This is a genomic window from Nonomuraea sp. NPDC049419 (assembly GCF_040676995.1).
Lineage (GTDB): Bacteria > Actinomycetota > Actinomycetes > Streptosporangiales > Streptosporangiaceae > Nonomuraea > Nonomuraea salmonea.
Genome location: NZ_JBFAQB010000031.1, coordinates 1 through 19,504 on the forward strand (window position 1 = coordinate 1; position 19,504 = coordinate 19,504).

18 protein-coding genes, 1 pseudogene and 1 riboswitch are annotated in these 19,504 nt (G+C 69.9%); of the genes and pseudogenes, 9 read left to right on the forward strand and 10 right to left on the reverse strand.

Annotated elements, in window-relative coordinates; genetic code table 11:
• Positions 1 to 319 precede the first annotated feature (319 nt).
• Both AB0K12_RS45365 and mgrA read left to right on the forward strand, forming a co-directional pair.
• Entirely contained in the window at positions 320 to 2,410 is a 2,091-nt protein-coding gene (locus AB0K12_RS45365; RefSeq protein ID WP_364575028.1) for a S9 family peptidase, read from the forward strand.
• A complete protein-coding gene (gene mgrA / locus AB0K12_RS45370; RefSeq protein WP_364575030.1) occupies positions 2,407 to 3,393 on the forward strand; it encodes an L-glyceraldehyde 3-phosphate reductase in 987 nt (328 codons plus the stop codon). Before AB0K12_RS45365 ends, mgrA begins: the two co-directional genes overlap by 4 nt.
• Positions 3,394 to 3,401: 8 nt before the next feature.
• On the opposite strand, the gene AB0K12_RS45375 is transcribed toward mgrA, so the two are convergent.
• Positions 3,402 to 5,777 (reverse strand): lysylphosphatidylglycerol synthase transmembrane domain-containing protein, encoded by a 2,376-nt coding sequence (locus AB0K12_RS45375; protein ID WP_364575032.1) that lies wholly within the window; start codon positions 5,775 to 5,777, stop codon positions 3,402 to 3,404.
• A 218-nt stretch (positions 5,778 to 5,995) separates the two neighbouring features.
• On the opposite strand from AB0K12_RS45375, the gene AB0K12_RS45380 reads away from it, so the two are divergent.
• Positions 5,996 to 8,002: a molybdopterin-dependent oxidoreductase gene (locus AB0K12_RS45380; protein WP_364575034.1), complete on the forward strand. Its 2,007-nt coding sequence runs from the start codon at positions 5,996 to 5,998 to the stop codon at positions 8,000 to 8,002.
• On the opposite strand, the gene AB0K12_RS45385 is transcribed toward AB0K12_RS45380, so the two are convergent.
• Both AB0K12_RS45385 and AB0K12_RS45390 read right to left on the reverse strand, forming a co-directional pair.
• Complete coding sequence (locus tag AB0K12_RS45385; RefSeq protein WP_364575169.1) at positions 7,989 to 8,459, reverse strand: GNAT family N-acetyltransferase; 471 nt, start codon at positions 8,457 to 8,459, stop codon at positions 7,989 to 7,991. The two genes, AB0K12_RS45380 and AB0K12_RS45385, sit on opposite strands and share 14 nt — an antisense overlap.
• A 42-nt stretch (positions 8,460 to 8,501) precedes the next feature.
• A pseudogene (locus tag AB0K12_RS45390) lies at positions 8,502 to 8,918 on the reverse strand (GNAT family N-acetyltransferase); the annotation flags it as partial.
• 76 nt (positions 8,919 to 8,994) lie between these two features.
• Here AB0K12_RS45390 and AB0K12_RS45395 point away from each other — a divergent pair.
• On the forward strand, positions 8,995 to 9,444 hold the full coding sequence (locus AB0K12_RS45395; protein WP_364575036.1) for a hypothetical protein: 450 nt from the start codon (positions 8,995 to 8,997) through the stop codon (positions 9,442 to 9,444).
• A 9-nt stretch (positions 9,445 to 9,453) separates the two neighbouring features.
• On the opposite strand, the gene AB0K12_RS45400 is transcribed toward AB0K12_RS45395, so the two are convergent.
• The 3 genes from AB0K12_RS45400 to AB0K12_RS45410 form a co-directional block, all read right to left on the reverse strand.
• Positions 9,454 to 9,840: a VOC family protein gene (locus tag AB0K12_RS45400; protein ID WP_364575038.1), complete on the reverse strand. Its 387-nt coding sequence runs from the start codon at positions 9,838 to 9,840 to the stop codon at positions 9,454 to 9,456.
• A gap of 31 nt (positions 9,841 to 9,871) precedes the next feature.
• A complete protein-coding gene (locus AB0K12_RS45405; RefSeq protein ID WP_364575040.1) occupies positions 9,872 to 10,186 on the reverse strand; it encodes a multidrug efflux SMR transporter in 315 nt (104 codons plus the stop codon).
• 34 nt (positions 10,187 to 10,220) lie between these two features.
• Positions 10,221 to 10,281: riboswitch (guanidine-III (ykkC-III) riboswitch) on the reverse strand.
• A gap of 24 nt (positions 10,282 to 10,305) precedes the next feature.
• Entirely contained in the window at positions 10,306 to 11,103 is a 798-nt protein-coding gene (locus AB0K12_RS45410) for a class I SAM-dependent methyltransferase (protein WP_364385513.1), read from the reverse strand.
• Positions 11,104 to 11,205: 102 nt separating this feature from the next.
• Here AB0K12_RS45410 and AB0K12_RS45415 point away from each other — a divergent pair, with 102 nt between their 5' ends.
• The 3 genes from AB0K12_RS45415 (at position 11,206) to AB0K12_RS45425 (ending at position 14,295) form a co-directional block, all read left to right on the forward strand.
• Positions 11,206 to 13,011, forward strand: coding sequence for an acyl-CoA dehydrogenase (locus AB0K12_RS45415; protein WP_364575043.1), 1,806 nt, complete (start codon positions 11,206 to 11,208; stop codon positions 13,009 to 13,011).
• 74 nt (positions 13,012 to 13,085) lie between these two features.
• Positions 13,086 to 14,012 carry an MBL fold metallo-hydrolase gene (locus AB0K12_RS45420; protein ID WP_364575045.1) on the forward strand — a complete coding sequence of 309 codons (927 nt, stop codon included), beginning with the start codon at positions 13,086 to 13,088 and terminating at the stop codon, positions 14,010 to 14,012.
• Between the two features lie 58 nt (positions 14,013 to 14,070).
• On the forward strand, positions 14,071 to 14,295 hold the full coding sequence (locus AB0K12_RS45425; protein WP_355412054.1) for a hypothetical protein: 225 nt from the start codon (positions 14,071 to 14,073) through the stop codon (positions 14,293 to 14,295).
• Positions 14,296 to 14,298: 3 nt separating this feature from the next.
• On the opposite strand, the gene AB0K12_RS45430 is transcribed toward AB0K12_RS45425, so the two are convergent.
• The 4 genes from AB0K12_RS45430 to pdhA form a co-directional block, all read right to left on the reverse strand.
• A complete protein-coding gene (locus tag AB0K12_RS45430; RefSeq protein ID WP_364575047.1) occupies positions 14,299 to 14,592 on the reverse strand; it encodes a Dabb family protein in 294 nt (97 codons plus the stop codon).
• A 125-nt stretch (positions 14,593 to 14,717) separates the two neighbouring features.
• The gene (locus tag AB0K12_RS45435; protein WP_364575049.1) at positions 14,718 to 16,262 is read right to left on the reverse strand and encodes a dihydrolipoamide acetyltransferase family protein; all 1,545 of its coding nucleotides are present in this window, start codon (positions 16,260 to 16,262) and stop codon (positions 14,718 to 14,720) included.
• Positions 16,263 to 16,273: 11 nt separating this feature from the next.
• Positions 16,274 to 17,254: an alpha-ketoacid dehydrogenase subunit beta gene (locus AB0K12_RS45440; RefSeq protein ID WP_364575051.1), complete on the reverse strand. Its 981-nt coding sequence runs from the start codon at positions 17,252 to 17,254 to the stop codon at positions 16,274 to 16,276.
• Positions 17,255 to 17,296: 42 nt separating this feature from the next.
• Positions 17,297 to 18,388 (reverse strand): pyruvate dehydrogenase (acetyl-transferring) E1 component subunit alpha, encoded by a 1,092-nt coding sequence (gene pdhA, locus AB0K12_RS45445; protein WP_345391359.1) that lies wholly within the window; start codon positions 18,386 to 18,388, stop codon positions 17,297 to 17,299.
• A 225-nt stretch (positions 18,389 to 18,613) separates the two neighbouring features.
• On the opposite strand from pdhA, the gene purS reads away from it, so the two are divergent.
• Both purS and AB0K12_RS45455 read left to right on the forward strand, forming a co-directional pair.
• Positions 18,614 to 18,859, forward strand: coding sequence for a phosphoribosylformylglycinamidine synthase subunit PurS (purS, locus tag AB0K12_RS45450; protein ID WP_345391362.1), 246 nt, complete (start codon positions 18,614 to 18,616; stop codon positions 18,857 to 18,859).
• 221 nt (positions 18,860 to 19,080) lie between these two features.
• Positions 19,081 to 19,470, forward strand: coding sequence for an ATP-binding protein (locus AB0K12_RS45455; protein WP_355412063.1), 390 nt, complete (start codon positions 19,081 to 19,083; stop codon positions 19,468 to 19,470).
• The last annotated feature ends 34 nt before the right edge of the window (positions 19,471 to 19,504 follow it).

The following is a 19,504-nucleotide window of genomic DNA, read 5'->3' on the forward strand; positions in this document are numbered from 1 at the left end:
ATCTTTTCAGCCGCTCAAGTCCCTGTCAAATTGACCGGACCGGCTCGACTTTCCAAGAATTAAGCCGCGCCCCCTTTCGGAGACAACCCCTCTAACTTACCAGCCCGTCGAGCGATCTGCGAATCGATCTGCGAACCGGCGCGTCACAAGGGATTGCCGACGATCAGTGACACAACACATCGCAGTCACCTGAGTGAAGGATGTGGGTTGTGCCGCTCCGCGTCGGCTCTTAAAGATTAGCAGCGCCCTTCCACCGCTCGTGCCGGTTCTCCTGCTTCGACGGCAACAGAACGATCACAACCGAACATAGACTCCCCACGTGAGCAGCAACACGCCGCCAGTGGCGAAGAAGATCCCTACGGAGCGCACTCACCACGGCGACACCGTCATCGACGAGTACGCCTGGCTGAGCAACAAGGACGATCCCGACACCACCGCCTATCTGGAGGCGGAGAACGACTTTCTGAAGAAGGAGACCGCTCACCTTGCCGACCTCCAGGAGCAGGTGTTCCAGGAGATCAAGGGCCGCACCCAGGAGACCGACCTGTCGGTGCCGAGCCGCAAGGGCTCGTGGTGGTACTTCTCGCGGACGGAGGAGGGCAAGCAGTATCCGGTGTCGTGCCGGGTGCCCGCCGACAGCGAGACCCCACCCGAGATCACCACCGGCGAGCGGCTCGACCAGGAGCAGGTCGTCCTCGACGGCAACGAGCTCGCCGGCGACAGCCCGTTCTTCTCGGTGGGCACCAGCGCGATCTCCCCCGACGGGAAGATGCTGGCCTTCTCGACCGACTTCACGGGCAACGAGCGGTTCACACTCAAGTTCAAGAACCTCGAGACGGGCGAGGTCCTGCCCGACGAGGTCACCGACATCTTCTACGGCGGCGCCTGGTCGGCCGACGCCTCAGCGTTCTTCTACACGCGCGTGGACGACGCCTGGCGTCCCCACCAGGTCTACCGGCACACCCTGGGCACCCAGGAGGACGTGCTCGTCTATGAGGAGAGCGACGAGCGCTACTGGGTGGGCATCGGGCTGACCCGCAGCGAGCAGTACCTCGTGCTGGGCGCGGGCAGCAAGATCACCAGCGAGGTCCGCATCCTCGACGCGAACGACCCGGGCGGCGAGTTCAAGCTCGTCCGGCCCAGGAAGACCGGCGTCGAGTACGGCGTCGAGCACGCGGGCGACTTCTTCTACGTCCTGCACAACGAGAACGCCGCGAACTTCGAGCTGTCCACGGCCCCCCTCGACGACCCCGGCACGTGGACCCCGCTCATTCCCCACCGCACCGACACCAGGCTGCTGGAGATCGACGCGTTCTCCGACCACGCCGTGGTGCACTTCCGCCGCGACGGCCTGACCGGCCTGCGGGTGCTCCCCTATCCGGCCGGCGGGGGCGGCTGGCGCGAGCGGGTGGAGGCGGCGGAGCGCAACGCGTACGAGATCGACTTCCCCGAGCCGCTGTACGACGTCGGCCCGGCCGGCAACGCGCAGTTCACCACGCGGCGGCTGCGCCTGGGCTACACGAGCATGGTCACCCCGGCCAGCGTGTACGACTACGACCTGGACACCCACGACCTGATCCTGCTCAAGCAGCGCCCGGTGCTCGGCGGCTTCGACGCGGCCGACTACGAGCAGGTGCGCGAGTGGGCCACGGCCGAGGACGGCACGAGGATCCCCATCTCCCTCGTCAAGCGCAAGGGCACCGAGACCCCCGCCCCCACCGTCCTGTACGGCTACGGCAGCTACGAGACCTCGATCGACCCGGGCTTCTCGGTGCCCAGGCTGTCGCTGCTCGACCGCGGGTTCGTGTTCGCGATCGCCCATGTGCGGGGCGGCGGCGAGATGGGCAGGCACTGGTACGAGCAGGGCAAGCTGACCAGCAAGCGCAACACGTTCACCGACTTCGTGGCGGCGGCCAGGCACATGAGGGCGGCGGGCTGGAGCAGCAGGATCGTGGCGAGGGGCGGCTCGGCGGGCGGGCTGCTGATGGGCGCGGCGACGAACCTCGCCCCCGAGGAGTTCGCCGGCATCGTGGCCGAGGTGCCGTTCGTGGACGCGCTCAACACCATCCTCGATCCGTCGCTTCCGCTGACCGTGATCGAATGGGACGAGTGGGGCGACCCGCTGCACAACCCTGACGTATACGCCTACATGAAGAGCTACTCGCCGTACGAGAACGTGGACGGCAGGCCGTACCCGCCGATTCTGGCGATCACCAGCCTGAACGACACGCGCGTGCTCTACCACGAGCCGGCGAAGTGGATCGCGAGGCTGCGCGCCACGGCGAGCGGCGGGCCGTTCCTGCTGAAGACGGAGATGGGCGCGGGGCACGGCGGGCGCAGCGGACGTTACGACGCCTGGCGGGAAGAGGCGTTCGCGCTGTCCTGGATCATTGAGAAAGGCACGTCATGACATATCAGGCCGACGAGCAGCGCTACGAGCGGCAGCCGTACAACCGCAGCGGGCGCAGCGGGCTCAAGCTGCCGGTGGTGTCGCTGGGGCTGTGGCACAACTTCGGCGACAACCGGCCGATCGAGAACTCCCGGGCGATCCTGCGGCGGGCGTTCGACCTCGGGGTGACGCACTTCGACCTGGCCAACAACTACGGGGTGCCGTACGGATCGGCGGAGAGCAACTTCGGCCGCATCCTGCGCGAGGACTTCCTGCCGTACCGGGACGAGCTGATCATCTCGACGAAGGCGGGCTACGACATGTGGCCGGGCCCGTACGGCGAGTGGGGTTCGCGCAAATACGTGCTGGCCAGCCTCGACCAGTCGCTCAAGCGCATGGGCCTCGACTACGTCGACATCTTCTACAGCCACCGTCCCGACCCGGAGACGCCGCTGGAGGAGACGATGGGCGCGCTCGACCGTGCGGTGCGCTCGGGCAAGGCGCTGTACGCGGGCATCTCCAACTACTCGGCGGAGCAGACGGCGCAGGCCGCGCGGATCATGCGCGAGCTGGGCACGCCGCTGCTCATCCACCAGCCGTCCTACTCGATGATCAACCGGTGGATCGAGGACGGCCTGCTGGACGCGCTGGAGGAGGCGGGCATGGGCTGCATCGTCTACTCGCCGCTGGCGCAGGGCCTGCTGACCGACCGCTACCTCGACGGGGTGCCGGCCGACTCGCGGGCGGCGACCAGCCGGTTCCTGAGCGCCGACAGGATCGACCGCGATCTCGCCCGCGACCTCAACGAGATCGCGCGCACGCGCGGGCAGACGCTGGCGCAGATGGCGCTGTCGTGGACGCTGCGCGACTCACGGGTGACGAGCGTGCTGATCGGCGCCAGCAGCGTCAAGCAGCTGGAGGACAACGTGGCGTGCGTGGACGGGCCCGCGTTCACGGAGGACGAGCTGGAGGCGATCGACAAGATCACCGCCGGGCGCCGCTGAGCCGGCCGTCAAAGGGCCTCGTGGCGCTGCAGGTAGGTGAACGAGGCCCAGCCGGGCAGCACCGGCAGCCAGAACGTGAGCAGCCGGTAGAGCAGCACGGCCGAGGTGGCCAGCTCCTTCGGCACCCCGGCCAGCACGAGCCCGCCGACCAGCGCCAGCTCGACCGCGCCCAGACCGCCGGGGGTGGGCGCGGCCGAGCCGATCGCGTTGGCGGTGAGGTAGACGACGGCGACGGCGGTGAAGCTGATGTCGTGGCCGAACGCGGCGATGCAGGCGTCGAGGCAGAGCACGAACATGAGGGTGATCATGAGCGTGCCGACCGCCGCCTCGATCATCTTGCGCGGCGACTGGAGCACGTCGAGCAGCCGCGGCAGCACGTTCGAGAACAGCTTGGAGAGCCGGCCGGTGATCAGGCGGCGCAGCGGCGGCACGCCGAGCACGGCGACGACCAGCACGGCGACGGCGAGCAGCGCCAGCACGAGCCCGCGTGACGGCGTGAACGAGGTGGCGGTGTTGGAGCCGGTGATGTAGGCGAACAGCGCCAGCAGCCCGATGTGGAAGATCAGCATGATGAGCTGCGACGCGCCCACGCTGGCCACCGCGCTGGCCGGAGGGATGCCGCGCTTTTGCAGGTAGCGGGTGTTGATCGCGACGCCGCCCACCGCGGCGGGTGCGACGAGCTTGACGAACGAGGACGCGAACTGCACGAGCACCGTGCGCCAGAGCGGGAGGCGCTCGGGCACGAACCCGCGCAGCATGAGCGCGGCGGCCACGAAGCTGGCGAACGAGGCCACCAGCGCCAGCCCCGACCAGGCCCAGTTGGCCGTGGTCACGACGTGGTAGACGTCGACCTGGCTGAGCTGGTAGAGCACGATGTAGGCGGCGATCGTGCTGGCGATGATCGTGATGAGCGTGCGGGGGCGGAAGCGCTCTAGGCGGATCTCCTCGACCTTGCTCTGCGGCTTGAGCGCGACGATCTGGTCGCGGATGCCGGGCAGCACGTGTTTGGCCTTGGCGAGCGCGGCGCGGGTCTCTCTGGTCAGCGCGATCTGCTGGAGCAGCGGCATGGCGGCGGCCAGCGCGTCGGGGCCCACGACGGCGGCCGCGGTGCGCACCGAGCGCTCGGGGCCGACGCGCAGCGCGAGGTAGGTGAGGAGCTGGGCGACGTCGAGCCGGAGCAGCAGGTCACCGGCGGCGACCTCGCCGCTGCGGGCGTCGGTGAGCACGACCCGGCCGGCGCCGTCGACGTGGATGCTGTCGCCGGTGAGCCTCCGGTGGGCGAGGCGCTGGATCTGCAGCAGCTCGACCTGCTCCCAGATCTGGGCGAGCAGCTCGTCGTCGATCTCGTCGTCGGACAGCTCGTCGAGTGAGCGGGTCTCGATGTGCTCGTAGGCGAGCAGGGCGGCCTCGGTGCCGATCTCGCTGGTGCCGAGCAGGCGGGGGGTGCTGGCGCCGGCGGCCTGGGCGGCGTACGCCATGAGGGCTTCGCGTTCGAGCTCGGCGCGCAGCGACCTGATGGCGCGGCGCCTGGTCTCGGAGTTGAGCCTGATGCGCCGCCACAGGCGGTAGGGCAGGCCGGCGACCTGCCGGTCGCGGTCGAGGACGGTGACGTCGAGGCTGCTGCCGTCTTTGAGTCCGACGGCGTAGCGGCGGCTGCCCTGGTGGTCGTCCTCGACGCGGCGGGCGGAGACCGGGGAGAACGAGAGCTTGCGCAGGGCGGCCACGACGGCGCTGCCCGGCGGGCGGGTGTTGGGGCTGCCGACGCCGTAGAGGGTGGCGTAGCCGATGGCCATGCCGACCAGGACGGTGACGATGGCGCTCGGGATGGTGATCTGGCGGCCGGAGAAGAAGGCCAGGACGTAGAGGGCGATGGTGGTCCACATCAGCATCCGCCAGGTGGGGCGGCGGGAGATGCGGACGGCGGTCGCGTACGCGACGACCGAGGTGAGCAGGGTGTTGAGCGGCTCCATCTCACGGCCGCCGGTGAGCAGCACGCGCAGGTCGTTCATGTTGCCCGCGACCAGCCACTGGCCGAGCAGGAACGAGCCGGCCATGCCGACGATGGCGGCGATCAGCCCCTCGGCGACGCGCAGGCCGTCGCGGTGGAAGACGCGCTCGACCGCGAACGCGACGGGCACGATGAGCACGGCCGCGCCGCCGAGGAAGGCGGCGATCCTGCTCAGCAGCGGCACCAGCTCGGCGCCCTCCTTGACGTCGGCCTCCAGCCCGATGAGGGTCTGCTTGGCGACGAGGGCGAGCAGGATGACCGCGCCGAGCACGAGCAGCGTGGCGATGAAGCGCAGCAGGTCGGAGGGGCGGCGCAAGCGCTGGGGCAGCAGCGGCTCTACGACGTAGACGTCGGTTTCCGCGCGTGACTCAGCCACGGCTGGATCCCCCTCCGCGAGGTCCTCCGTGTCATCTCGTTCCCTGATATCGGCCACCGACAGCGATTCTGCACCTTCCCGTGGCGGACTGTACGATCTCCAGGCGTTCAATGTGCCCGACCGTCCCCCCGCAGTCGTCGCAGGGGGCAGGCTACACGGTGGGCTTCCCCGGGTTCACCTTTGAATTCCTGTCCACGTGGCGACATAGGCTGTGTCGCATGTCGGGTGCATTGAGAGTTCTGGGGGCTTGTCCGCTTGACTGCCCGGACACCTGCTCGTGGGTGGTCGGTGTGGAGAACGGTCAGGCCGTCTCGTTGCGCGGCAATCCCGATCAGCCCTACACCAGGGGCGCGCTGTGCGTGAAGGTCAACCGTTACCTGGAGCACACACGGGCCGCCGACCGCATCCTGCACCCGCTGCGCAGGGTCGGGCCGAAGGGGTCCGGTCAGTTCGAGCGGATCACGTGGGACGAGGCGCTCGACGAGATCGCCGTACGGCTGCGCGCCATCGTGGACGAGCACGGCGGCGAGGCCATCTGGCCGTACGTGGGCACCGGCACGCTCGGCTATCTCCAGGGCTGCGAGGGCGTGGCGGGCCGGCGGTTCTGGAACGTGCTGGGCGCCGGCAAGCACTGGCTGAACATCTGCTCGGGGGCGGGCAACAGCGGCCTGCGCCGTACGAACGGCACGGCGGCCGGCATGGACCCCGAGGACTTCGCGCTGTCGAAACTCATCCTGCTCTGGGGCACGAACACGCTGACCAGCGGCCACCACCTGTGGAAGTTCATCCAGGAGGCGCGCGCGAACGGCGCCCACGTCGTGGCGATCGACCCCATCCGCACCAGGACGGCGGACCAGGCGGACGAGTGGCTGGCGATCAGGCCGGGCACGGACGCGGCGCTGGCGCTGGGCCTGCTCAACGTGGTGCTGGCGGAGAACGCCCAGGACGAGGAGTTTCTCGCCGCGCACACCGAGGGCTGGGCCGGCTTCCGTGAGGAGATCATGAGCCACCCGGTGGAGAAGGTGGCGGAGATCACGGGGATCCCGGCCGAGGCCGTCCACAGGCTGGGGATGAGGCTCGCGCACACGCGCCCGACGGGGCTGCGCGCCACGCACGGGCTGCAGCGGCACGCGGGCGGCGGCACGGCGCTGCGGACGATCTCCGCTATCCCGGCGGTGACCGGCGACTGGCGGCATCCCGGCGGCGGCATGGCCTTCTCGACCAGCGATCACGTGCACCTCGACATCGACACCCGGGAGGACCTGCTGCCTGGCCCGGTGCGCACGCGGGTGATGACCAAGCTGGCCTCGCAGCTGGACGAGTCGGTGAAGTGCCTGTTCGTGTACGCGGCCAACCCGGTGGGCTCCTCCCCCGACTCCAACGCGATCAGGCGCGGCCTCATGCGCGAGGACCTGTTCACGGTCGTCATGGAGCACTTCCCCACCGACACGGCGGACTACGCCGACATCGTGCTGCCCGCGACCATGCAGACCGAACATCACGATCTGCACGCCGGCTACGGGCACCTCTATCTGATGTGGAACGAGCAGGCCGTGCAGCCGCCCGGCGAGTGCCTGTCGACGACGGAGACGTTCCGTCGGCTGGCGGCCCACATGGGGCTGACCGAGCCCTCGCTGTACGACTCCGACCTGGAGCTGGCCGAGCAGCTGCTGAACAGCGGGCATCCGTCGCTGGAGGGCGTCACCCTCGACCGGCTGCGCAAGGAGGGCTGGGTGCGGATGAACTATCCCAAGCCCTTCACGCCGTTCGCCGCCGGCTTCCCGACGCGGTCGGGCCGGCTGCGCTTCCCGCCGAAGGGCCAGGCGTACGTGCCGCCGCACACGGCCGTGGCGGACGGCTCGCCGTACCGGCTGCGGCTGGTGACGCCGGCCGCGCACACGTTCCTCAACACGACGTTCGGCAACAACCCCGAGCTGCGGCGGCGGGCCAAGGACCCGGTGGTGCTGGTCAACAGGGCCGACGCCGAGGCCAGGGGGCTGACGGACGGGCAGCGCGTACGGGTGCACAACGACGGCGGCGCGTTCGTCGCGGACGTGGAGATCAGTGACCGGGTCTCGCCCGGCGTGGTCGCCTCGACGAAGGGCCGCTGGCCCAAGCTCAGCCCGGGCGGCGCGAACCCGAACGCCGTCGTGGCCGAGCGGGACGCCGACATGGGCCGCGGCGCCGGGTTCCACGACAACTGGGTGGAGATCAGTCCAGCTTGAGCTTGTAGCCGACGTGGGAGTCGGTGAAGCCGAGCGAGTCGTAGAAGCGGTGCGCGTCCGTACGGGTCTTGTCGGAGGTGAGCTGCACCATGGCGCAGCCGCGGGCCCTGGCCCGGTCGATCGCCCAGGTGATCATCTTGCGGCCGAGGCCCTGGCCGCGGACGGCGGCGGAGACCCTGACGGCCTCGATCTGGCAGCGTTCGGCGCCCAGGCGGGACAGGCCGGCGAGGTAGGTGAGCTGCATCGTGCCCACGACCTTGCCCTCCTGCTCGGCCACGATCAGCTCGTCGTGCGGGTTGGCGTCGATGCGCTCGAAGGCGGCGAGGTAGCGCGCGTCGGCGGGGTCGCCCTCGCGCTGCGCGCCGAGCGGGTCGTCGGCCAGCATCGCGACGACGGCGGGCACATCGTCCCTGCGGGCGGCGCGGAAGATCAAGGACAGCACGTAGTGGGACTCCATGAGCGCGGGGTTGGAGGGCAGGGCCATGACCTTGCCACTCGGGGTGAAGCCCTTGCGAGCGTACAGGGCGCGGGCGGCCTGGTTGGCGTCCACCGCCCACAGGCCCATCTCCTCGGCGCCGGTGCTCCGCGCCCACTCCACGGCCGCGTCCACCAGGCGGGACGCCGCGCCGTGCCGCCTGGCCTCGGGGGCGACCCACATGGACAGCAGGTGGGCGTGCCTGCCCTCGTCCTCCAGCAGCACGCACACCAGGCCGACGTCCGCCGCTGCTGACGTCGCCACCCAGTAGCGGGCGCCGGGGTTGGCCAGTCGCTCGGCCCACTGCTGCGGGGTGAACGCGACCTCGCGCTCGTACGAGGAGCCGAACGCGCCGGGCGCGTCCTGGAGTGCGCGCAGGCGCAGCGCGCGCAGCCGCTCGCCGTCATCGGGGCCGAGGGTCACAAGCTGGATGTCCGTCATGGCGGCATCATGTCAGGGACAGCTCAGGGTCCGCCCCCGATGCCCCCGGGGATGGACAAAGGGCAGCATTGGTGACATGAACGAAATAACTCGACGCGACGAGGTCTCGCTGTCGGCCGCCGCGCTGCGCGGCGCCCCTTGGAAGACCGCCGCCATCACCGGCGGCGCCGTCGCCGCCGGCGGTTTCGGCCTGAGCCTGCTCACCGGCGGCGGCGACCTGGTGTGGGCACTGGGGCTGGGCACCGCCCTGTTCTCCCTGATCGCCGCCATCGGCGCGGTGTCCAAGCCCGACGTGGGCGACCGGGTGACCCGGCAGGCCAGGCTCTGGTCGCTGCAGCACCCGTGGCGGTTCTCGCTGCTGCCCGCCGGCATCGCCGCCGTGCTGAACTACCCCGTGCAGCTCGTGCTCGACGGCGAGGGCGTCTTCGGCGCCGGCTGGGACGCCCTGTGGCACGGCGCGCTGGTCTACCTGGTCTCCGGTGTCCTGACGCTCGCGATGCGGGGGCGTGCCCGATCTGCCCGTTGACCTTTTTGATCAGCCCTGAGTGGCGGCCCGCTCCTCAGGAGACCTGCACACGCAGAACTCGTTGCCCTCGGGGTCGAGCAGGGTGACCCACCCGGTGCCGTCGGGATTGCGCAGATCCTCGTGAACGGTCGCCCCCAGCTCGATCAGCCGCTCGACCTCCTGGTCACGAGTCCTGCCCTCGGTCGCGTTGACGTCGAGGTGCAGCCGGTTCTTCACCGTCTTGCCCTCGGGCACGCGGATGAACAGCACGTACGGGTCCTGCTTGGTGCGCAGCATCACCTCGTCGTCGCCCGGCTCGTCGCCCTCGCCCAGGGGCAGCCCGGTGGCCTTGCTCCACCAGCTCGCGATCTCGTACGGGTCGGCCGCGTCGAACGTGACGGCGTGGATTTCGATCATGATGTCACCCAATCCGACACCACCGAAGACGTCAAGCCAGTGTTCGCAGCCCGATGACGCCGGCCAGGATCAGGGCGATGGAGATCAGCCGCGCGGGTGACACCTCGTCCCCCATGGCGATCATGCCGAGGATGGCCGTGCCGGCCGCGCCGACGCCGGTCCAGACGGCGTACGCGGTGCCCACTTCCAGGCTTTTGAGCGCGTACGAGAGCAGCCCGAAGCTGAGCACGGCGGTGACGGCGAACGACAGCGTCCACCACAGATTGCTGAACCCGTTGCTGAGCTTGAGCGACAGGGCCATGACGATTTCGAACAGGCCCGCGAGCACCAAAAAGACCCACGCCACGATGACGGCTCCCTCGATGACGATGACTGACTCGGGTGCGTCGTCTTGGCGTACCGGGTACGGCGCGTCTCGTCCGGGAGCCTCATGGGCTCATCGAGGACAACGTGCCCGCGACCCCGTTATTCCCACCAGATGGTGACCCAGCGGTCGCGAGGCATCGGCCACATGCCCAGCTCCATCACGGTCGCGGCGACCTCCTCGGCCCGCGAAGGGTCGAGGCACACCCGGCGGCAGGCGCTCTGGGCCAGCTCCTCCAGCGAGGTGAAACGTTCCAGGGGGGATTCCCGCTCCTCCACCTGCACGGGAAAGCCCATCGCCGCCGCCAGCGCCACGCAGTCTTCGGCGATCGGGCGCACCGGGCGGTCGACGCCGTGGAAGTGCTGCCACAGCGGGGTCAGCCAGCTCATGGGGTGGCGGTGCGGCAGCTCGATCACCACCCGCCCCTGCGTGTGGTCGTCGAGCGCGCGCAGAAAAGGGGCCAGGTCCGGCACGTTGTAGACCACGTGGGCGGACACGGTGACGTCGGCGACCGGCACCCGCCCCGCCACGTCGGGCCAGCGGCCCTCGACCGTGGTGACCGGTACGCCGAGCTTGTCCGCCCTGGACGTCAGCCCTTCGAGCATGGAGGCCGAGGTGTCGACGGCATAGAGGTGGCCGATCCGCTCGTGCAGCGGCAGCGACGAGGCCCCGGGGCCGGAGCCGACGTCGAGCAGCGTGCCCTTGTCGGGCAGCGCCTCGGCCAGGCGGGTCATGGTGGGACCGTCGTCCGGCTCGGCCAGCGCCCGGTCCGTACGGGTGCCGAACCGCTCGGGCGAATGACTCCACGGGTCCGCGACGGCCTTGGCCAGAATCTCGTCCGGAATCGCCCAGGATTCGAGTCGCTCTCGCCAGCGTGCGGCGAGTTCTTCGGCGTCCATGGAGACGAGCATGCCATGCATGGCCTGGGTTACCCGCGGGTAGCATTTCAGAGTAAGGTTACTCACCAGTACAGCCACCTCGGTTCAAGGAGATCGACGCCCATGGGCCACTACAAGAGCAACGTGCGTGACCTGGAATTCAACCTCTTCGAGGTCTTCGGGAGACGCGAGATCCTCGGCGCCGGGCCCTTCGCGGAGATCGACGAGGACGTCGCCCGCTCCGTCCTGGACGAGATGAACCGCCTTGCGACCGGCGTGCTCGCCGACTCCTTCGAAGAGGGCGACAGGACCCCGCCCGTGTTCGACGCGGCCACCGCCACCGTGAAGGTCCCCGAGGGGTTCAAGAAGTCGTACAAGGCGTTGGTCGAGGGCGGCTGGGCGCACCTCGACCTGCCCTCCGACCTGGGCGGCCCCGGCATCCCGCGCAGCCTCGCGTGGGCCACCGCCGAGATGGTGCTGGGCGCCAACCCGGCGCTCTACATGTACGCCGCGGGGCCGAACTTCGCGTACACGCTGTGGCGGCTCGGCACCCCCGAGCAGAAGCGCTTCGCCGAGCTGGCCATCGAGCGCAACTGGGGCGCCACCATGGTGCTCACCGAGCCGGACGCCGGCTCCGACGTGGGCGCCGGGCGGACGAAGGCGGTGCGGCAGTCCGACGGCACCTGGCACATCGAGGGCGTCAAGCGCTTCATCACCAGCGCCGAGCATGACATGTCGGAGAACATCTTCCACCTCGTGCTGGCCCGCCCCGAGGGCCACGGCCCCGGCACCAAGGGCCTGTCGATGTTCCTGGTGCCGAAGTACCACGTGGACCTCGACAGCGGCGAGCTCGGCGAGCGCAACGGCGTCTACGTCACCAACGTCGAGAAGAAGATGGGCCTGAAGGTCTCCACGACCTGCGAGCTGACCTTCGGCGACAAGCACCCGGCGATCGGCTTCCTGGTCGGCGAGGTGCACGAGGGCATCAAGCAGATGTTCATGGTCATCGAGCACGCCCGCATGATGGTCGGCACCAAGGCCATCGCGACGCTGTCCACCGGCTACCTCAACGCCCTCGACTACGCCAAGGCCCGCGTCCAGGGCGCCGACCTCACCAGGTCGGGCGACAAGACCGCGCCCCGCGTCACCATCACCCACCACCCCGACGTGCGGCGCGAGCTCATGCTGCAGAAGGCGTACGTGGAGGGCATGCGCGCCCTGGTGCTCTACACCGCGACCTTCCAGGACGCCCTGCTCATCGACCCCGACGACCGCCACGCCTCCGAGATGAACGACCTGCTGCTGCCGGTCGTGAAGGGTGTCGGGTCGGAGCGGTCGTACGAGCTGCTGTCGCGCTCGCTGCAGACCCTCGGCGGCTCCGGCTACCTGCAGGAGTACCCGATCGAGCAGTACATCCGCGACGCCAAGATCGACTCCCTGTACGAGGGCACCACCGCGATCCAGGGCCAGGACCTGTTCTTCAGGAAGATCCTGCGCAACCAGGGCTCGGCCGTCGGCTCGCTGCTGGCCGAGATCAACGCGTTCGCCGGCTCCGAGGCGGGCAACGGCCGGCTCAAGGAGGAGCGCGAGCTGCTCGCCGAGGCCGCCGCCGAGGTCAAGGCGATGGGCGACACCATGGCGGCCTGGGCGCTCGGCTCGCTGGAGAAGCCGGAGGAGGTCTACAAGGTCGGCCTGAACACCACCAGGTTCCTGCTCGCGCTGGGCGACCTGGTAATCGGCTGGCTGCTGCAGCGCCAGGCCGAGGTGGCGCTGGCCCGGCTGGCCGAGGGCGAGGACCCGTTCTACCTCGGTAAGGTCGCGGCGGCCTCGTTCTTCGCCAAGACCGTGCTGCCCCGCCTCGCGGCCGAGCGCCGCACGCTGGAGTCCACCGGCCAGGAGCTCATGGAGCTGCCGGAGGACGCCTTCTGACAACGGGTGCGCCCCTGGTCGAAGTGTCGTGAACGGCACAGACCGGGGGCGCCGCCGGGAGTACCTTGCCCGGCATGAGCTCCTCACCGCACGACCACCCGCTACCGCCGCCTCGCGTCGAGGAGGTGTCGGACGGTGTGTACGCCTACGTCCAGCCCGACGGCAGCTGGTGGATCAACAACACCGGCTTCCTCGCCGGGCGGCGCGGCGTCGTCGTCATCGACGCCTGCTCGACCGAGCGCCGCACCCGCGCCTTCCGGGCGGCCATCGGCAAGGTCACCGACCGGCCGATCACCACGCTGGTCAACACCCACCACCACGGCGACCACACGTTCGGCAACTGGCTCTTCCCCGAGGCCACGATCGTCGGGCACGAGGGCGTGCGCGAGCAGATCATCGCCGACGGCGTGCCCGCGTACCGGGCGGCGTGGTCGCCTGAGGTCGAATGGGGACGGATGGAGCCGGCACCGCCGTTCCTGACCTTCACCGACCGCGTCACGCTCCACTCCGACGACCTGCGCTGCGAGGTCAGGCACGTCGGCCACGCCGCCCACACCGCCAACGACTCCTACGTGTGGATCCCGGAGCGGCGGCTGCTGTTCGCCGGTGACCTGGTCTTCAACGGGGGCACGCCGTTCGTGCTGATGGGCTCGGTGCCGGGGGCGCTGCGGGCGCTGGAGCAGCTCAGGGAGCTGGGCGCGGAGACCGTCGTGCCGGGGCACGGGGAGGTGTGCGGGCCTGAGGCGTACGAGCCGGTCGAGAGGTACCTGCGGTTCGTGCAGGCGACCGCCGAGAAGGGGCTGGCGGCCGGGCTGACGCCGCTGGAGGCGGCCAGGGAGACCGATCTCGGCGAGTGGGCCGGCCTGCTCGACGCCGAGCGCATCGTGGGGAACCTGCACCGCGCGTACGCCGATCTCGGCGGGCCGCCGATGGACCTGGTGGCGGCGATCCTCGACATGATCACGTACAACGGCGGGGAGCCGCTGTCCTGCTTGGCGTGATGATCGGCTTTAGCCGGGTATGACGGTGCCTGTACGCGTTCTTTGCCGGGAGGTCGCCATGGGTGTCGGGGTCAGCATCTTCTTCCTCACGCTTGGCGCCATCCTCAGGTTCGCGATCGAGCCCGACGTCTTCGGCAAGAGCGTGCACATGGACATCATCGGCCTGATCTTCATGATCGTCGGCGGCGTGGGGATCGTGCTGAGCATCGTGCTGGCCCCTCGGCGGGGCCAGACGTCGGAAGGCCGGCTGATGCACCGGGAGAACCGTCCGCCCGAGGTCTGAGACCTACAGGCTCAGCTGGACGGCGGCGCGCGAGGCCACGATCGGCTTGATGCGCTCGGCGATGACCGCCTGGTGGTCGGGGTGGTCGCGGTAGACCAGGTAGTCGTCCACGCTGTCGAAGTCCGCCACCACCCCGAAGTCGTGGTTGCCCTGGTTGATGCCCGCGTCCTGGCCGAACGTGTACGACCGCAGCTGCGGGATCAGGCCGGGCAGCGTGCCCAGCGCCTCGGCCACGGCGGCCTTCTGCTCGTCGGTGGCGTCGTCGGTCCAGGTGAACAACACGATGTGGCGAATCATGCAAGTCACTTTATCCATGTATCAACGGGACATCCTGGAGGCTCTGACGTCGTGGGTGCGGGTGTCCCCCGCCGTACGGCGGTCGCCGGGAGAGGGGTCCTCCCGGCGGCCGTCGTACCGGTGCGTCAGCTCCAGGCGAGCATCCTGATGGGGTCCTCCAGCATCGCGCCCACGTCGCGCAGGAACAGCGAGCCCAGCTCGCCGTCCACGATGCGGTGGTCGAACGACAGCGACAGCGTCGCCACCTTGCGCACCGCGAGCGCGCCGTCCACCACCCACGGCATGTCCCTGATCTGACCGAAGGCGAGGATCGCCGCCTCGCCCGGGTTGATGATCGGGGTGCCGCCGTCGACGCCGAAGACGCCGACGTTCGTGATCGTGAACGTGCCTCCGGCCATCTCCGCCGGCTGCGTGCGGCCCGCCCTGGCGACCTCCGTCAGCTCCGCCAGCCGCCCGGCCAGCGCGGGCAGCGACAGCTCATGGGCGTCCTTGATGTTCGGCACCACCAGGCCGCGCGGGGTGGCGGCGGCGATGCCCAGGTTCACGTAGTGCTTGACCACGATCTCCTGGGCCTCCTCGTCCCATGAGGAGTTGATCATCGGGTGCCTGGCGATCGCCGTCAGCACCGCCTTCGCCACCAGGAGCAGCGGCGAGACCTTGACCTCGCCGAACTCCGGGAGCGTGCGCAGGCCGCGCACGGCGTCCATGGTGGCCGTCATGTCCACCTGGAGGAACTCGGTGGCGTGGGGGGCGGTGAAGGCGCTGGTCACCATGGCCTGGGCGGTCATCTTGCGTACGCCCTTGACCGGGACGCGCTCCTCCCTCTCCCGCCGCTCGCCCGTCGTGACGGGCCGCTCCTGTGTCCTCGCCGCCGCCGCGTGGACGTCGTCGCGGGTGATCGAGCCCTGGGGGCCCGTGCCCGTGAGCGCGGCGAGGTCCACGCCCAGGTCCTTGGCGAGCTTGCGTACGGGGGGCTTGGCCAGCGCCCGCGCCGCCCCAGGACCCTGCGCTCCGGCCGGAGCCGCAGGCGCCGAGGCCGGGGCTGGCGCTGGCGCTGGGGCTGGGGCTGGGGTCTGCGGCGGGGCGTCCAGGCCGACGCGGGCCGGGTTCGCCACCGGGTTGGTCGGGTGGCCGGGAGCGGCCTGGCGGCGCGGGCGGCGCTTGGTGGCGCCGGTCTTGACGCCGTAACCGACCAGGACCGCCTGGCGCTCCTCCTTGGGGGCCGGGCTGCCGTGCGCGCCCGGCTCCACCGCGCCCTCCGCGGGCGGCCTCGGCACCATGTCGTCGGCCAGCGCCTCGATCCCGGACGCCGGCGCCGTCCCGCCGTTGGCGGGCGCGGCCGCAGCGGGGGCAGTGGGAGGGGCCGCAGAGGGCGCGGCGGCCTTCTCAGTCGCCGCGCCGGTCGCTCCCGGTGAAGGAGCCTCGCCCTCGCCGTCGGTGTCCACCGCGATGATCGGGACGCCCACGTCGACCGTCTCGCCCTCGCCGGCCATCAGCCCGGCCACCACGCCGTCCCACGGGATCGGCAGCTCGACGATCGACTTGGCGGTCTCGATCTCCACCACGATCTGGTTGACCTTGACGTCGTCGCCCGGCTTGACGTGCCAGCGGACGATCTCCGCCTCCGTCAGCCCCTCGCCGACGTCGGGCAGCTTGAACTCGCGTCGCATCGTCTGCCCCCTCAGTATCCGAAGGTCCGGTCGACGGCGTCGAGCACGCGGTCAAGGTCGGGCAGGTAGTGCTCCTCCAGCTTCGACGGCGGGTAGGGGGTGGAGAAGCCGCCGACACGCAGCACGGGCGACTCCAGGTGGTAGAAGCACTGCTCGGTGATCCTGGCCGCCAGCTCCGCGCCGAAGCCGCTGTTGACGGGCGCCTCGTGCACGACCACGGCCCGGCCCGTGCGGCGTACCGACTCCATGACCAGCGGCTCGTCCAGCGGGTTGAGCGAGCGCAGGTCCACGACCTCCAGCGAGCGCCCGTCCTCCTCGGCCGCCGCGGCGGCCTCCAGGCAGGTCTTGACCATGGGGCCGTAGGCCAGCAACGTCACATCGGCGCCAGGACGTACGAGCTTGGCGGCGTGCAGCGGCGGCCACCAGTCGGTGGAGCCGGTGTCGATCTCGGCCTTCTCCCAGTAGCGCCGCTTGGGCTCGAAGAAGATCACCGGGTCGTCGCTGCGGATGGCCTGCTGGATCATCGTGTACGCGTCCGCCGGGTTGGAGCAGGCCACCACCCGCAGCCCCGCGGTGTGCGTGAAGTACGCCTCCGGCGACTCGCTGTGGTGCTCGACCGCGCCGATGCCGCCGCCGCACGGGATGCGGACGACGACCGGCAGCTTGATCGCGCCGAGCGAGCGCATCGGCATCTTGGCGAGCTGGGTGATGATCTGGTCGGCCGCCGGGAAGACGAACCCGTCGAACTGGATCTCGCACACCGGCCGGTAGCCGCGCAGCGCCAGCCCGATCGCGGTGCCGATGATGCCGGACTCGGCGAGCGGCGTGTCGATGACGCGGTCCTCGCCGAAGTCCTTCTGCAGCCCGTCGGTGACCCGGAAGACCCCGCCCAGCTTGCCGACGTCCTCACCCATGATGAGGACCTTGGGGTCGTCCTCCATGGCCTTGCGCATGCCCTCGTTGAGCGCCTTGGACAGGCTGAGTACGGTCACGACGCCTCCTTCGCCCCGAACCGGCCGCTGCGGTCGCCTCGCTCAGTCACGGAACCCCTCCAAGTACGCGGCGAACTGGGCGCGCTCCTGGTCGATCAGGGCGTGGGGCTCGCTGTAGACGTGGTCGAAGATGTCGAGCGGCTCGGGGTCCGGCATGGCCAGACAGCGTCTGCGCAGGTCGGCGCCGAGCTGGTCGGCCTCGGCCTCGATCGCGTCGAAGAACGCCTGGTCGGCGTGCTCGTTCTTGAACAGGTACGACTTGACCCGCTCGATCGGGTCCTTCAGCTTCCAGGCCTCCAGCTCGCTGGCCACCCGGTAGCGGGTCGGGTCGTCGGTGGTGGTGTGGGCGCCCATCCGGTACGTGAACGCCTCGATCAGCGTGGGGCCCTGGCCCGTACGCGCGGCCTCCAGCGCCTTGCGTGTGACGGCGAGGCAGGCGAAGACGTCGTTGCCGTCGACCCTGATGCCGGGGAAGCCGAATCCGGAGGCGCGCCGGTAGAGCGGGATGCGGGTCTGCTTCTCCAGCGGCTCGGAGATCGCCCACTGGTTGTTCTGGCAGAAGAACACGATCGGCGCGTTGAACACGCTGGCCCAGATGAACGACTCGTTGACGTCGCCCTGCGAGGTGGCGCCGTCGCCGAAGTAGACGATGGTGGCCGCGTTGGCGTCGTCGCGCTGGATGCCCATGGCGTAGCCGACCGCGTGGAGCGTCTGGCTGCCGATGACGATCGTGTAGAGGTGGAAGTTGTGCTCCTTGGGGTCCCACCCGCCGTGGTTGACCCCCCTGAACAGGCCGAGCAGCTTCACCGGGTCGACGTCGCGGCACCACGCCACGCCGTGCTCGCGGTAGGTGGGGAAGGCCATGTCGGAGTCGGTCAGCGCGCGCCCCGACCCGATCTGGGCGGCCTCCTGGCCGAGCAGCGAGGCCCAGATGCCCAGCTCGCCCTGGCGCTGCAGCGCGACGGCCTCGAGGTCGACGCGCCGGACGAGCACCAGGTCGCGGTAGAGCGACCGGACGTCCTCCGGGGTCAGATCGATGTCGTAGTCGGGATGCTCGACCCGCTCTCCCTCGGGGGTGAGCAGCTGGACGAGCTCAGGAGGTGCGTCAGCACCACGAGAGGCGTCTTGTGTCACGTGCCACTCCTGTGGTCGGGGCCGGTCCGAGATGGGGTTGCCACCTTAGGCCAGCCTTCGTAGCGCCGAACCGGGAGGTGGAGGTTCGTACGCTTTTGGGGCCATCGTGGCAGACGTCACAGCCCTGTGCGCAAGCCCCATGTCCTCCCCGTTCCCGTTGTGTCGGCGGCCACACGCGCCGGTAGGCTGTGCTTCCCACCACCCACCGCACCCAGGAGGAACGCAGTGGCCCGCGTCATCGTGGACGTCATGTTGAAGCCCGAGATCCTCGATCCGCAGGGCCAGGCCATCGCCAGGGCGCTGCCCAGGCTCGGCTTCTCCGGCGTCTCCGCCGTGCGCCAGGGAAAGCGGTTCGAGCTGGAGATCGAGGGCGAGGCCGACGAGGCCGCGCTCGCCGAGGTGCGCAAGATGGCCGAGACCCTGCTCGCCAACACCGTGATCGAGGACTACGTCGTCCGGGTTGAGGGGTAGAAGGCACTTTTGGGGGCTGGATTTCCCCTCGGGTGGTTAAAGCCGGGTTCGGTCATGCCACAATGCCACGGGCTTGCCAACACTAAATAACAACAACGTGATTTTGCGGTTAGCCCCGTTTTCTCAGGGAAACCTACTCCAGGTGACATTCCGGAGCCCGGAGGAGTCCGGTGGATATTGAGTTCTCGTTGGCACTGCCTCGGGATGCGATCGGCATACCGATGGTCAGGCGAGTGCTGGGCGATGCGATGCGTTCACTCAACGTGAGCGAGACGTGCATCGCCGACATGCTGCTCGCCGTGTCCGAGGCGTGCTCCAACGCGGTCCGGCACGGAGGGCCGGCCAACCGCTACGAGGTGACGGCGGCCATCGGGGCCGGCCAGTGCGACGTCCGCGTGGCCGACAACGGCGATGGCGTGCCGACCATGCCTCCGCACTTTCCTCCTCCCGACACCGAGAACGGCCGCGGCCTGCTGATCATGCGATCCGTCGTCGACGAGATCTCGTTCGGCGTCACGCCGGGCCGGGGCACCACGGTCCACCTGCGCAAGCTGCTCGACTGGGACGACGACGCCGCCGAGGCCCGTCCCCGCGAGCTCGCCGCCGTGTAAGCGCCGCGTGAGCCGCCGCGTGAGCCGCCGCGTG

Bases quoted from the DNA above. Each gene is read 5' to 3' on its own strand.
- mgrA (WP_364575030.1), top strand. From the start codon at position 2,407: ATGACATATCAGGCCGACGAGCAGCGCTACGAGCGGCAGCCGTACAAC.
- AB0K12_RS45380 (WP_364575034.1), top strand. From the start codon at position 5,996: ATGTCGGGTGCATTGAGAGTTCTGGGGGCTTGTCCGCTTGACTGCCCG.
- AB0K12_RS45385 (WP_364575169.1), bottom strand. From the start codon at position 8,459: ATGGAGTCCCACTACGTGCTGTCCTTGATCTTCCGCGCCGCCCGCAGG.
- AB0K12_RS45395 (WP_364575036.1), top strand. From the start codon at position 8,995: ATGAACGAAATAACTCGACGCGACGAGGTCTCGCTGTCGGCCGCCGCG.
- AB0K12_RS45400 (WP_364575038.1), bottom strand. From the start codon at position 9,840: ATGATCGAAATCCACGCCGTCACGTTCGACGCGGCCGACCCGTACGAG.
- AB0K12_RS45410 (WP_364385513.1), bottom strand. From the start codon at position 11,103: ATGGACGCCGAAGAACTCGCCGCACGCTGGCGAGAGCGACTCGAATCC.
- AB0K12_RS45415 (WP_364575043.1), top strand. From the start codon at position 11,206: ATGGGCCACTACAAGAGCAACGTGCGTGACCTGGAATTCAACCTCTTC.
- AB0K12_RS45420 (WP_364575045.1), top strand. From the start codon at position 13,086: ATGAGCTCCTCACCGCACGACCACCCGCTACCGCCGCCTCGCGTCGAG.
- AB0K12_RS45425 (WP_355412054.1), top strand. From the start codon at position 14,071: ATGGGTGTCGGGGTCAGCATCTTCTTCCTCACGCTTGGCGCCATCCTC.
- AB0K12_RS45430 (WP_364575047.1), bottom strand. From the start codon at position 14,592: ATGATTCGCCACATCGTGTTGTTCACCTGGACCGACGACGCCACCGAC.
- AB0K12_RS45435 (WP_364575049.1), bottom strand. From the start codon at position 16,262: ATGCGACGCGAGTTCAAGCTGCCCGACGTCGGCGAGGGGCTGACGGAG.
- AB0K12_RS45455 (WP_355412063.1), top strand. From the start codon at position 19,081: ATGGTCAGGCGAGTGCTGGGCGATGCGATGCGTTCACTCAACGTGAGC.